At 63.2% G+C, this 12,821-nt stretch carries 9 protein-coding genes, 1 tRNA gene and 2 pseudogenes; 3 read left to right on the plus strand and 9 right to left on the minus strand.

Annotated features, from left to right (window positions below):
- Window positions 1-1,875, minus strand: a pseudogene (locus tag EN994_RS04070) (PAS domain-containing sensor histidine kinase); the annotation flags it as partial.
- Between the two features lie 275 nt (window positions 1,876-2,150).
- On the opposite strand from EN994_RS04070, the gene EN994_RS04075 reads away from it, so the two are divergent.
- Complete coding sequence (locus EN994_RS04075; RefSeq protein ID WP_127307406.1) at window positions 2,151-2,582, plus strand: phasin; 432 nt, start codon at window positions 2,151-2,153, stop codon at window positions 2,580-2,582.
- Window positions 2,583-2,951: 369 nt separating this feature from the next.
- A tRNA-His gene (locus EN994_RS04080) sits at window positions 2,952-3,028 on the plus strand.
- A 413-nt stretch (window positions 3,029-3,441) separates the two neighbouring features.
- Here the strand turns inward: EN994_RS04080 and lhgO are convergent.
- Together lhgO and EN994_RS04095 are read right to left on the minus strand one after the other, a co-directional pair.
- Window positions 3,442-4,632 (minus strand): L-2-hydroxyglutarate oxidase, encoded by a 1,191-nt coding sequence (lhgO, locus tag EN994_RS04090; RefSeq protein WP_199489664.1) that lies wholly within the window; start codon window positions 4,630-4,632, stop codon window positions 3,442-3,444.
- 26 nt (window positions 4,633-4,658) lie between these two features.
- Complete coding sequence (locus EN994_RS04095; RefSeq protein ID WP_063170078.1) at window positions 4,659-5,345, minus strand: ATP-binding cassette domain-containing protein; 687 nt, start codon at window positions 5,343-5,345, stop codon at window positions 4,659-4,661.
- Window positions 5,346-5,426: 81 nt separating this feature from the next.
- Here EN994_RS04095 and EN994_RS04100 point away from each other — a divergent pair, with 81 nt between their 5' ends.
- Window positions 5,427-6,773 carry an FAD-binding oxidoreductase gene (locus EN994_RS04100; RefSeq protein ID WP_063170079.1) on the plus strand — a complete coding sequence of 449 codons (1,347 nt, stop codon included), beginning with the start codon at window positions 5,427-5,429 and terminating at the stop codon, window positions 6,771-6,773.
- Between the two features lie 56 nt (window positions 6,774-6,829).
- On the opposite strand, the gene EN994_RS04105 is transcribed toward EN994_RS04100, so the two are convergent.
- From EN994_RS04105 to EN994_RS04130, 6 genes and pseudogenes are all read right to left on the minus strand, one after another.
- Window positions 6,830-8,098, minus strand: a complete 1,269-nt coding sequence (locus tag EN994_RS04105; RefSeq protein ID WP_032898842.1) for a D-tagatose-bisphosphate aldolase, class II, non-catalytic subunit — start codon at window positions 8,096-8,098, stop codon at window positions 6,830-6,832.
- Window positions 8,098-9,084 carry a sugar kinase gene (locus EN994_RS04110; protein ID WP_063170080.1) on the minus strand — a complete coding sequence of 329 codons (987 nt, stop codon included), beginning with the start codon at window positions 9,082-9,084 and terminating at the stop codon, window positions 8,098-8,100. The genes EN994_RS04105 and EN994_RS04110 overlap by 1 nt, the downstream gene beginning before the upstream one ends.
- 37 nt (window positions 9,085-9,121) lie before the next feature.
- Window positions 9,122-10,339 (minus strand): ROK family transcriptional regulator, encoded by a 1,218-nt coding sequence (locus EN994_RS04115; RefSeq protein WP_024502254.1) that lies wholly within the window; start codon window positions 10,337-10,339, stop codon window positions 9,122-9,124.
- 170 nt (window positions 10,340-10,509) lie between these two features.
- Window positions 10,510-11,523 carry a substrate-binding domain-containing protein gene (locus EN994_RS04120; protein ID WP_063170467.1) on the minus strand — a complete coding sequence of 338 codons (1,014 nt, stop codon included), beginning with the start codon at window positions 11,521-11,523 and terminating at the stop codon, window positions 10,510-10,512.
- Window positions 11,524-11,567: 44 nt separating this feature from the next.
- Window positions 11,568-12,536: an ABC transporter permease gene (locus EN994_RS04125; RefSeq protein WP_032898845.1), complete on the minus strand. Its 969-nt coding sequence runs from the start codon at window positions 12,534-12,536 to the stop codon at window positions 11,568-11,570.
- 31 nt (window positions 12,537-12,567) lie between these two features.
- Window positions 12,568-12,821: pseudogene (locus EN994_RS04130) on the minus strand (D-xylose ABC transporter ATP-binding protein); the annotation flags it as partial.

Below are 12,821 nucleotides of genomic sequence, written 5' to 3' on the forward strand. Positions count from 1 at the left end.
TGCCAGATCCTGCTCGTCTTCGGCATCGACATCGGTCTCGGATGGCTCGACCGGTTCGTTCTCTGGCCCTGACGCAGGGATGCCGCCGGTGCGCATCGGGTCGTCGGACGCCTTGACCGGAGCCTCGGTCTCCGCTGCCGACGCCTCAGCAGTCTCAGTCTCTGGTGGCTCGACCGGAGCACTCTCCTTCTTCAGCCGCTCGCCGATTTCGCGGAAGGCGCTGCGTTCCAGGGTCGAGAGGCCCTTGTCGTTGGCTGGCTGGCGATGTTCGGCGAGCCGGATCACCTTGTCGGCAAAGCGCCGCTCCTGTTTCGGCACGATGGTCAGCGCCGGCACCTCGCCCTTGAACGGATCCGATGCCTGAGCGTCCTCGGCCCTGGGCTCCTCAGCGTTCGGCTGTTCGGGCGCGGGTTGGATGACTTGCGGTTCCGGCGTTGCCGGCGCCCGGCCATTGGGCACCAGCGCCATGCCGATGGCCTCCGGATCGACGACCGCGTCGCTGGCGCGGGCAACGCCGAAGCCGCGGAAACCCTCGAAGGCGCGGCTGCGCCCATAGACAGGCAGCGCCGCCAGGTCGACGGGTATCTTCAGATCGGTGCCGACGACCGGCCACAGCACGGAGCGTCCGGACCAGGTATCGCGCCGTTCGAGGAGCCCCGATATCTCGCCCGAGGGGTCGAGGCCGAATGTGGCGGCGACATCCCTGAAGCGTCGGCCAATCACGTCGGCCGCCGGCTTGCCGACGATGTCGGCGAATTCCGGCGACAGCGCGCTGAACTTGCCTTCGGCATCGGTGCGCCAGACGAAGCGCACCGGCGCCGCTGCGCGGTCTATCGCCGAGACGGTCGTCGGCGTGGCCGCGGAGGTGGACTGGACTTCCAGGGCCGCCGGTTCTTGAGGCGCTTCAGGTCCGGACGCAGCTGGTCGCGGCGCCTGTTCCCCTCCGTCCTCGCCGGCGTTGAAGTACCAATGGTCGTGTTGCGCCGGTGTGGGCTCTGCTGCCGCCTGATCGCTGTTGGCAGCCGTCGGCGCCTGCCCGATCACGTCGGTGATCGCATGCGGCTGCGATGCGGCGACGTCCTCGGTCGGCAGTGCGGCGCCTGGTTCCTCGGTCGGCGTCTCGCCACCCTGTTCCGGCTGCGAAGCCGCATCGCCAGCTGGTGCCGCCTCGGCAATGGTTTGCGTGAGGTGTTCGCCCGCAGGGGCTGTGTCGTCGAGCTGGTCCTCGTCGATCACCACCAGCAGATGCCGCTCCTCGGTCAATCTTGCCAGCCCCGCCGGGTAGGAGGCCGTGCCGCCCGGGACAAGGCGCTTGACGATGCGGTCGCTCTCGGCTGCGACGTCGGCAACCAGTGCTGCCAGCGTCTCCGGCAGGATGCCCAGTGCCGAAAATCCTTCCGAGGCCGCCTCAACGTTGCCCCTGGCATCGACAAAGGCGATGAAATGACCATCCTCGGTGAAGCCGCTAATGGCGCGCGCGGCGATTTCGCCGGCACTGCGTGACCCTGTCTGAGCCGCCGGCACTGCCAGCATGATCGCCTTCTCGGCGTCCGGCATGGTCACCGCACTGGCCAGGAAGCCGACGGCGCGGCTGGTCATGCCGGTCGCCAGCCGCACCATGATGGCGCGGTCGCTGCCAATCTCGGGAAATCCGCTGGTCGCCATGATCTGGCGCCTGGCGATCACGGGCAACTGCGCCGAGGCGCCTATGATCGCCTCGATGTCGGGATAACCGAACATCGCGGCTCCTGGCCCATTGGCCCAGATCACCTGCTCCAGATCCGCCGACAGGATCGCGATCGCGTCGCCTGCGGCAAAGCGCTGGCGGACCGCGTCGAGCACGGCGACATCAAGGAAGGAATATTCGGACGGCATGCGCTTGGCGGACCTCACGGAGCGGCGATTTTGCAGTTAACGCTTTGTTAATAAAAGCCGGAGGCGCGAAGGTCCACAAGCCAGAACGTGCAAAGGCTGGAATCTGGGCTCTTGGTTAACGGCCCAAAAGAAATTTATGGTGCACTGCAACAAAGATATTGCAATGCACAAAATTTGCCTTTATATTGCCATCATACATGAACGAGACGGCTTTCTGTGAAAGCCGCTGCGGCTGAAAAGGATGGAAAAGGTCCAGGACCAAGACCGCCGAGACGATCGAAAACGTTGAATTCCCGAGCTTCGACGCTTCCAAGGCCACTGACCAGATTCGCGCTTTCGCCGAAAAGGGCGTTGAGCAGTCGAAAGAGGCTTATGCCAAGCTGAAGACCGGCGCCGAGGAGACCCAGAAGGCTCTGGAGTCGACCTACGAGACCGCCAAGACCGTTTCCAACGACCTGTCGCTCAAGACCATCTCCGCTTTGCGTGCCAATGCCGAGGCCGGTTTTTCCCACCTCGAAGCCCTGATCGGCGCCAAGTCGCTGTCGGAAGTCGTCGAGCTGCAGACCGCCTTCCTGCGCAAGCGCGTCGAATCGACCGTCGAGCAGGCCAAGGACTTCCAGGCCGTTGCCTCCAAGGCCGCCGAGGACGTCTCCAAGCCGATCAAGACCGCCTTCGAGAAGGCGATGAAGGAAATCAAGGTTGCCTAACATTTGCGCATGATCTGAAGATGCAACAAAAGGTCGCATTTTCTTAAAAACGATCAGGTGTATGATGGCAGCCATCAAGGAATACCCGGTGAGTGGAACCTCCTCCCTCTGCTCCCCGGGGTGACCAGCCAGCACCTCCTCCCGCTGGCTCGTAACAGGAAAAGGCCGGCACCTCCTCCCGCCGGCCTTTTTCTTTGTCCGTCGCCTGGTCCTTGCCTGCGCCTTCTTGCCGGGCGAATGCCGCGCCGATGTGGGGAAGTGACCTTTGCTTTCCAAAAGCCTTGAATTAGAATCCATAAGCCCGTAAGGACGCATCGCCGAACGACAGAGCGGCGGATGAGTTTCTGTTTCGATCCGCTCAGGCAACGTGCCGTTGTAGCTCAGATGGTTAGAGCGCCGGATTGTGGATCCGGAGGTCGCTGGTTCGATCCCAGCCAACGGTACCATAAATAGAGACATAATTTCAAAGACTTAAAGGCTTCTGGTTAGCTAGGCTGGCTTGGGTGTCGGTGCGTCTTATGGACGTGTACCATTCTGGTGCCATAGGGAGGCCGTCCAGCTATGACGGTCGACAAAATGGCGGTCAGCCGGGAGCGAACCCTGCCAATGACGTCAGCCGTCGTTTCGCCTGAGATCTTTGCGCAGCCAAAAAAGCCGTCGTCCACACGGAACCTTTGCTTGCGGAAACCGCAGGCCAAGTTGCTACCCTCTCGCCGGGAGCGGCATTGCTGGCCTGGTGGTGCGCCGATCTGGTTCCGACGCAAAAGCTGCGTTGGCCGCGGCCGGTGCCCTAATTCCCTTCTTGGCCAAGGCAGATACTCCAGCGTTCAGTTGGGCTCCAGTGCGTACCGCCTCATTTTCAGCAGCCCTGTATGAGGCGATCTCGAATCATCTCTGCAATCGGGATCGCCGAGGTGGCGGCGGGGGAAGGCGCGTTGCAGACGTGCAGCATGCGGTCCGTTTGTGCGAACAGGAAATCATGGATGAGGGCACCGTCCTTGCGCACGGCTTGCGCGCGGATGCCTGCTTCGTGCGGGAGCAGGTCGGCGAGCTTGAGGCTCGGACAGTATTTCCGGCACTCCTTCAGATAGCCTGGCTTCCAGAGCGAGTTGCGGAGTTCCGTTACCGCAGATCCGCGGTTGGCGAACACGGTTTTCCAGAAGCCGGGAAACAGCGCGTAGTCGGCCATGTCCGAAACATTGAACGAAAGCCGTGGATAGCCTTCGCGGGCAAAACCGATAACGGCATTCGGCCCGACCGTGACGCTGCCGTCGATCATCCGCGTCAGGTGCACGCCAAGGAAGGGCAGGGCTGGATCCGGGACGGGATAGATCAGATGGCGGACAATGTCGTTCTTCGATGCGGGAAGGCGATAGTATTCGCCGCGGAAGGGAACGATGCGATGCTCGATCGAAAGCCCGGCGAGCACGGCCAGCCGGTCTGATTGGAGACCGCCGCAGACCACCAGTTTTTTCGCCTGCCAGTTTTCGCCGGCCGACGCGATATCGACGGAATCGATGACTTCGCGAATGCCGGTGACGCGCGTCGACAGGCGGATCTCGCCGCCAAGCGCCCTGATGCGCCGCCCCATGGCTTGGCAGACATCGGCATAGCTGACGATGCCGGTCGAGGCCACGAAAAGCGCGCCGAGACCGCGGATGTTCGGTTCCCGCTCCTTCAATTCACCCTCGCTGACGCGCCGGACTTCGATCGTGTTCTGCTTCGAGCGTTCGTGGAGCGCCTCCATGCGCTGCACTTCGAGTGCGGAGGTGGCGACGAGCAGTTTGCCGCAGACATCGAAGCGGATGCCGTTCTCCTGGCAGAAGGCCTTGGTGGCATCCGCGCCCTTGCGGCAGAGCTCGGCCTTCAGGCTGCCTGGCGGATAGTAGATGCCGGCATGGATGACACCACTGTTGTGGCCGGTCTGGTGCTTGCCGAGAGCCTCCTCTTTTTCCAACAGGATCAGGCTGCAGCCGGGATATGTTTCCAGCAGCCGCATGGCCGTCGCCAGGCCGACGATGCCGCCGCCGATGACGCAGTAGTCGAAAATCATTGTTGTAGCCCTTGCCTGCCCGATTATGCGTGCGCCGTCTGACGATCGCCATAGTCGAAATAGGCCTTTTCCAGCGCATGCCCGTCGGCAAGCTCGCTTGCCGAACCCTCCAGCGCGTTATGGCCGTTGCGCGGCACGTAGACGCGGGAAGCGAGGTCGAGAATGCGAGCGGTGGACCGTTCGACGACGAGCAGGGTCAGCCCGCTGGCGTTAAGCTGGCGGAGGCTTTCGTAGACCTGGTCGATCACCAGCGGCGCAAGGCCAAGCGACGGTTCATCGATCATCATCAGCGACGGGCGCTGCAGGATGGCGCGGGCGATGGCAAGCTGCTGCTGCTCGCCGCCGGAAAGGTGGCCGGCAACGCCGCGGTAGCGGGTCCTGAGGATCGGAAGATTTCCAGAACCCGTTCCCAGATCGGCGGCCGCTTCGGCCTTGTCCTTGCGGATCATGCCGCCGAGCAGCAGGTTTTCCCGCACCGTCAGTGTCCGGAAGATACTGCGGCCTTCCGACACCAGTGCCAGGCCCTTCCGGCATAGCTTTTCCGGCGCCTGGCCGGCGATCGACTCGCTGTTGAAGGCAAGCGTGCCCCCGGTCGGCGCCATGGCCCGGAAATTGATTTCAGAAGCGTGGATTTGCCGGCGCCGCGATCTGGCCTCGTCGTTCCCGGCAAGCAGCAGCTGACGATCAATCTCCTCGCGTGGTATCGACATCTCACGGCGGCCAGATATCGCTGCCCTGATATCAAGTGTGTAGACCGGACGCCGCTGCGGAATGCCAAAGGATAGTGCTCTTTGACAATCTTCCCCTTCACTGAAGCCACCCCGATCCAGTTCCAGCAGCCCCTGCCGAGGACCTCGGACGTCGTGATCATCGGCGGCGGGGTCATTGGCGTGACCACGGCACTGTTCCTGGCGCGGCGGAACGTCTCGGTGACGCTGCTGGAAAAGGGACGCATCGCCGCCGAGCAATCCTCGCGCAACTGGGGCTGGATCCGGCAGCAGGGCCGCGATGCCGACGAACTGCCGATCGTCATCGAAGCGCAGCGCCTCTGGCGGCAACTGGCACAGGAATGTGGCGAGGACATAGGACTGAAGCAGACGGGCGTTACCTATCTTGCGCGAACAGACAAGGAGATGGCCGGCTTCGCGAAATTCCTGAAGATCGCCCAGGCTCATGGCGTCGACACGCGTCTCCTCGACCAGGGTGAGCTGGCAAGCCTGATCCCGGCCATGTCGCGACTGTTCAAAGGCGCAATGATCACTCCATCGGACATGCGGGCAGAACCTTGGGTCGCCGTGCCCGCGCTTGCTCGCCTGGCGGCCCGCGAAGGCGCGACGATCATCGAGAATTGCGCGGCACGTATGCTCGACATCTCCGCGGGACGCATCAGTGGCGTCTGGACCGAGAAAGGGCTCATCGCGGCCTCGAGCGTCCTCGTCGCCAGCGGCGCGTGGACGTCGCTGTTCCTGCGCGCCCACGGCATCTCGATTCCGCAGCTCAGCGTCAGGGCGACTGTCGCTGCGACAGCGCCGATGGCGGAAATCCACGCCGGTGCCGCCGCGGACGAACGCATCGCTTTCCGGCGCAGGCAGGATGGCGGGTACACGCTCGCATCGGGAGGCAGCAGCCAACTCTACATAGGGCCGGACGCATTTCGCCATGCAGGCAAATATGTCAGCGCCCTGATGGCCAATCCGTTCGGCACACGCTACCTGCCGGCCGCGCCGCGAGGCTACCCGGACGGCTGGTCGACCCCGCGCAGCTGGAACGCGGATGAAGAAAGCCCTTTCGAACGGATGCGCGTCCTCAATCCGGCTCCCGAGACGTCGGCGCTCCGCGCCATCGACGGCGGGTTCAGGGAGCTTTTCCCTCAGTTCACGACCGTACCGCTCAAGGCGAGCTGGGCGGGCATGATCGATGCGATGCCTGATGTCGTGCCCATCGTCGATCGCGCCGCTGCGTTCCCAGGCCTCGTTGTCGCGACCGGGATGAGCGGCCACGGCTTCGGCATAGGACCCGGAATGGGCCGCATCCTGTCCGATTTGATCCAGGGCAACGAGACCGGGCACAATCTCCACAGGTTCCGTCAATCCCGTTTCAGCGACGGCAGCCCGATCCGATTGGGACCATCGCTGTAAGTATTTCTGCCGCCCGCCAGCCCATCCGCTCTGGCCTTGAAGAACCGGACGAGGGCTCAGGTGCCGCATGCCCGGGCGTAGATCTCGATGCTTCGCTGGACGTGATCGATCGCGATCTCCTCGACGTCGCAGCCGCGGGCGGCCCAAGCGAGCGCCGAAGGCAGGTGCTGGAGAAACAGCGTCACCGGCACCTTGCGGCCCTTCAACGCGTCGAAGAGCCGGTCGCAGGCGGCACGGGCTTGCGGGGTCGCCCAATAATATCGGATGCGATCGGAATAGGAGTAGTGGCGCAGCGTCCGCTTGTCGGCATCGCTGCCATGATAGTGGCTTGCCCAGTTCTTGGGCGCGGCTTGCATCAGCTCTTCCATGGCCTGATAAAGCGGCCGCTGGCCATAGAAAGGCACCAGATCGGAAGCGATCAGGTCGAGCGCGTACAGCGCCTCGCGCAGTTTGAAGGTCAGCTCGGGGCCGACCTTGAGGATGGCGAAGCCATCTTCGACGAGTTCACGCAGCGGCCTCTCGCCCTGATAGTCCGTCGAATGCGCTTCGAAAATGAGCGACGGCAATGTGTTCAGAGTTGCCGCCAGATCGCTGGCCTTGGTCCGATCGTAAAAAATCACATTCTGGTTGCCGAACTCCACGCCCGGCTGCACGACAAGCCCGATGACGCGGGAAAACGCGCTTTCAAGCCCGGCGGCCTGGAATGCTTTGGCGTGAATGGCATGTGTCTGGCGAGCCGCCTCCGGACTGGTCGGGGTGATCGCATCCAAAGCGTGATCGGCGCCACCGGGAGGCGGCACCTCCGTCCCGATGATGTAGACCGGGCTTGCCCCGCCGCTCTGCGCGGCCGCCTGTTCCGCGACGCCCGCCATTCTGGCTGCGCGCTCGGCCACCGTATGGTCGTCTAGCGTCGCCGGTTCACCCGCGCAGCCCATCGATGCATCGAGATGGATCTTGCGGAAGCCGGCGCGGACATAAGCATCGACCATTGTCCCGGCCTGCGCCATCGCCTCCTCGGCGGGCCGGTCTTTCCAGGGATTGGGACCGAGATGATCCCCGCCAAGCACGATCAGCTCTGTCGGGCACTGCTCGACTGCCGCGAGCGCTTTCACCATCGCCGCGAAATCGGACGGCGTCATGCCCGTATAACCGCCCAGATGATTGACCTGGTTGCACGTCGCTTCGATCAGGACGGTGGTGCCGGTTTCCCGGCCGTGGCGCAGTGCAGCTTTGAGCACCAGGGGGTGCGCCGAGCACACCGAGGTTACCCCGATTTTCTTTCCTTCCCTGTGCAGGCCCGGCACATCTTCGATCGCCACACGCATCAGCTTCTTCTCGCCGTTCTTGCCATGAAATCTTCCAGTTCGGCCCGCGTGCCGGCTCCCTCCATGGGGCCGAGGCGTGTGACGTTGCGCGCCCCTGCCGCATTGGCGAATTCGAGCGAAGTCCGCAGCGGCATCCCCAACCGCCGGCATGCGACATAGGCTCCGCCGAAACAGTCGCCGGCGCCGGTGGGGTCCGTTTCCTCGACGATGAGGCCGGGACAATCGGCACTGGCGCCCGTGCTTTGACGGGCTGACGCGCCATGTTCGCCACGCTTCACGGCGATCTCCTTGACCCCTCGTTTGAACAGCGCCTCGATTGCGCGTTCCTCGCCATCCATGCCGGCGGCCAGGAACAATTCATTGCCCGACGGCAGCAGCAGGTCCGCTTTGTCCACCAGGCTCGCGAATTTCTCCTCGGTCTGGCCGTGCGCCAGCAATTCTTTGCGCAGGTTCGGATCGAGCGACATGGTGCCGCCGCGTGCCTTGATCAGCGGGATCGCGCGTTCGGTGATCGCCCAGGCCGCGGGGCTTGCGAACACCGTTCCCATGACGTGGATATGCCCGCAACGCGCGATCAGCGCCTCGACCTGCGGGGTCCATTCCAGTCGAGCGGCGGCGGATTTGGCGATGTTGTAGACGAAATCGCGGCTTCCGTCCGTGCGGTAGCGGACAAAGGCGCTGCCCGTCGGATAATCCGCGGAAACAGCGATGGCGGAAGTGTCTACGCCGTCTCGCTTCAGGCGCTCCATGTTGACCGCGCCGAAATCGTCGTCGCCCACCACGCCCACCATTGCCGCCGCTCCGCCCATACGCGCGCATTGATCGATGAAGATGGCGGGCGCGCCACTCGGAAAGGGGCCAATGAGGTCGATCGGTTCCCGGAAACCGGTGCCTGTCTGCCTCGCGACGATCTCTACCAGGATTTCTCCAATCGTCACGGTTGGCCCGAGCGAGTCCGGTGCAAGCGTTTGGGGGAGGTCGTTCATCAAGCGTCCAATCCTAGGTGTGGTGTCGTTTGCGGTTTCACGACGCCGAGGCGTCTGGACCGGAAACCGCGTCCTTGTTGAGCATCTGGTTGTCGAGCGACATGAAGCGCTGATGCATCATGCAAGCGGCTCCGAAGGCAGCTCCATAGATGGCGCTCTCGTTGAAAACGATCTCGGGGATAGGAAAGGTCGCGGCCTGGAGCTCGCGGATATGCGCGTCGACCCGTGCGGCGACCAATGGATACAATTCCGCGACGGACCCGCCCAGCACGATGCGGTTCGGGTCGATCAGCCGCGAGATCTGCACGACTGCAAATGCGAACAAGACAGCCCATTCTTCGGCGAGCTGCACCGCTTGAGGAACACGATCGCGGACGTCACGCAGGAACAAGTCCAAGTCGGCGTCCGGCCTGTACTGGCGATAGGATGACAGGATGCGGTCGCGCCCGAAGGCCTGCTCCAGATTCCGGTATGTCGGGTTCCGTGTCTTGAGGTGGCCGACTTCTCCGGCCAGGCCATTGCCGCCGCGGAACAACTTGCCGTCGATGACAATTCCGCCACCGACACCGTTCTCGATGACCATGAAGAAGGTGACGCCGCTCGCCGCTTCCGGCTGGCTGTATGTGATGCCGATGCCGAATGCGTTGCCGTCATTTTCCGCGGATACCGGGATCTCGGCCGGAAGAAGGCTGCGGGCAAGGCCTGTGAGATCGACATTGCGCCACCCCAGGATCGGTGCGACGTGGATGAAACCGTCCTGGTTCATTTGTCCGGGCACCGCGATGCCGATGCCCTGACATCGCGCCAGGCTATCCTTCCGCATCTCGAGAAACACCTGTTCGATCGCCATGTGGACCGCGGCCTCCGGATCGCTGTCGTGTCCTTCGAAGCGCGTCATGGCGCTGCGAACGATCTTGCCCGCGAGATCGATCTCGACGCATGTCATATGTTCGACACCGATCTCTATGCCGGCGAAGAAAACGGCTTCAGGCACGATTTCCACGAGGATACCCGGTCTTCCGGCCCTGGGCTGGCCCGCCGGATTCGCGACATCGTTCTCCGCTACTTCGCGAACGAGTCCGGCCTCGACCAACTCCAGGACGATATTGCCGGCGGACGAGCGGTTGACCCCCATATGCCTGGCGAGATCGGCCCGGCTCAAAGGGCCGAAGCGGTGGAGCGCGTTCAGCGTCGCTACCGAATTGCTCTGGCGGATCCTGCGAGGCGAGCTGCTGGCGAAGGTTACATGGTTCATGGCGGACTCCGCATGTTCGTTCCCAGCCTATACTTCACCCGAGCTTGTTTTTCCTCCGGCAACGCAAAGTCCTCAAAGAATGAACCGCCTGATGTCGGAAGCAAGCAATTCCCGCTGCGCCGGACGCGAAGGAGAATGCCGCGAGCGAGCGGCATCCTCCTGTTGGAGCGTCAATTGCCGACAAGCACCTTGTCGACATTCTCGGAGGTCACCGCCAGCCACGGCACGTAGTAATGCTGGTCCTTGCCGTCGTTCCAGGCGAGCTTGCCGCCGTTTACGTCCCAGACAGCCGCGCGCGGCTTGTAGCTGTCGCCGACGATCTTGTGCAGCGCGAGGTCGATCGCCCCTTGCGCCTGTCCGTTGGCATCCTGGAGGATGGACATCGACTGTTCGCCACGCTTGACGGCTTCAAGCGCGTCCTTGATGCCGTCCACGCCGGCGACCGGAACCGTCTTGGGATCCAGGCCGTGGTTGCGGATGCCCTCGATGGCGCCGACGGCCATCTCGTCGTTTTCGGCCAGGACGCCCTGGATCGCATCGCCATGCGAGGTCAGGAAATTCTCCATCAGCGTGATGGCCTCGGCGCGTGACCAGTTGGCGGTGTTCTGCTCCAGGATGGTCACTCCGGGATTTTCCTTCAGCACCTTCTGGATCCCTTCAAGCCGCTGTACCTGGGCCGACTGGCCCAGCATCCCTTCCAGGATCACGACCTTGGCCTGCGGGCCGGCCTTGTCGATCACCGCCTTGGCCAGCATTTCGCCGGCCTCGACATCGTTGGAATTGATGTAGGCGTCGTAGAGCGCGGTGTTGGAAACCATCGTGTTGGAGCCGAACACCGGGATGCCGGCTGCCTTCGCGCGCTCGATCGGTTCATTGCCGGCGTCGATGTCGACCGGGATGAAGATGATCGCGTCGTATTTTTCGGTGATGGCTGTGTCGAACAGGTTCGACTGCGTCAGCACGTCCTGGCGACCGTCGAGAACTGTCAGCGCGGCGGTACCGTCCGCAAGCGCGGGGTGCGCCTTGGCGGCATCGGCCCACAGAACATTGTACTCGGTGTTGAGGCTCTGGACGATCGCCGCGATCTTCAACGTCTTGGCGTCGGCCGAACTCCCCCCGAACACCATGCCTGCAAGGGCAAGGCCGGCCGCTGCTCCCATCAGGAAGCGTCTTGTCGTTTTCATGTGCATTTCCTCCATGTTGCGTGCGGCCGCGCCGCTTGCGCCTGTTACTCTCTCCCGGCTCGGGAGCGGTCGATCAGCACCGCGAGGACGATGATCGAACCCTTGATGATCTGCTGGTAGTATGAGGACACCCCCATCAGATCGAGACCGTTGCTGATCATGCCGATGATCAGCACGCCCACCAGCGTATAGCCGATGCGGCCGATACCTCCGGTGAGGCTTGTTCCGCCGATGACCACCGCCGCGATGGCATCGAGTTCGTAGCCGATGCCCGCCTGTGGCAGGGCGGACGTGGTGCGGGCCGTCAGCATGACACCCGCGAGACCGGCCAGCGCGCCCATGATGACGTAAACCGAAAAGATGATGCCGGTGGTGTTGATGCCGCTCGTCTTCGCGCTGCGCGGGTTTCCGCCCACCGCATAGACCCGTCTTCCGTAAATGGAGTAGCGCAGGACGATTGCCGCGACAGCGAAGACGACGGCGAAAATGATCACCGGTACCGGTATGCCGAGCACGAGACCCTGGCCGAGCCAGCGGAATTCGAGGCTGAGATTGGGAATCGGGCGGCCGCCGCTGTAAAGCAGCGTCGCGCCGCGCGCCACGCTCAGCATTCCGAGCGTGGCGACGAAGGCCGGCACCTTGAAGTAGGCGATCAGCCCGCCATTGACGGCGCCGCAAAGCGCGCCCACGGCGACGCCGGCCGCGACTGCTAGGAGCGGATTGAACGCATCCGCGCCGGTGACCAGGCTGGCCGCCACGGCGCCGGCCAGCGCCAGGAGCGAACCGATGGAGAGATCGATGCCGGCCGTCAGGATCACGAAGGTCATGCCGACAGCCAGCACACCGTTCATGGAGACCTGCCGCAGAACGTTCAGCAGATTGTTGGTGGACAGGAAGTTCGGCGACGCCAGCGACAACACGACGAACAGGAGGATAAACGAGATGACGATGCCATAACGGGCGATGAACTTTCCCAGGCTCATGCCGCTCATGCTTTGACTGGCGGATACCATTGGATTCTTCTCCACGAAATGGATCGTCTGGCTAGGAAGCCAGATGAACGAGGGTTTCCTGGGTGGCCTCGGGTCCGGCGACCTCGCCTGCGATGCGGCCCCGGCGAAAAACGACGATGCGATCCGCATTGGCGAGGATTTCGGGCACCTCGGACGAGATCATCAGCACGGCGTTTCCCGCCTTCACGAAATTGCCGAGGAAGGCATAGATCTCGCGCTTGGCGCCTTCGTCGACGCCGCGTGTCGGCTCGTCGCAGATCAGGATCCTGGGGTTGGTGTCGACAC

Source organism: Mesorhizobium sp. M7A.F.Ca.CA.002.09.1.1 (genome assembly GCF_003998555.1).
Classification (GTDB): Bacteria; Pseudomonadota; Alphaproteobacteria; order Rhizobiales; family Rhizobiaceae; genus Mesorhizobium; species Mesorhizobium ciceri.

Excerpts from the sequence above, each read along its gene's own strand:
- EN994_RS04095 (WP_063170078.1), bottom strand. The coding sequence starts at position 5,345 with ATGTCGATACCACGCGAGGAGATTGATCGTCAGCTGCTGCTTGCCGGG.
- EN994_RS04105 (WP_032898842.1), bottom strand. The coding sequence starts at position 8,098 with ATGCGTGTGGCGATCGAAGATGTGCCGGGCCTGCACAGGGAAGGAAAG.
- EN994_RS04110 (WP_063170080.1), bottom strand. The coding sequence starts at position 9,084 with ATGAACGACCTCCCCCAAACGCTTGCACCGGACTCGCTCGGGCCAACC.
- EN994_RS04115 (WP_024502254.1), bottom strand. The coding sequence starts at position 10,339 with ATGAACCATGTAACCTTCGCCAGCAGCTCGCCTCGCAGGATCCGCCAG.
- EN994_RS04120 (WP_063170467.1), bottom strand. The coding sequence starts at position 11,523 with ATGAAAACGACAAGACGCTTCCTGATGGGAGCAGCGGCCGGCCTTGCC.
- EN994_RS04125 (WP_032898845.1), bottom strand. The coding sequence starts at position 12,536 with ATGGTATCCGCCAGTCAAAGCATGAGCGGCATGAGCCTGGGAAAGTTC.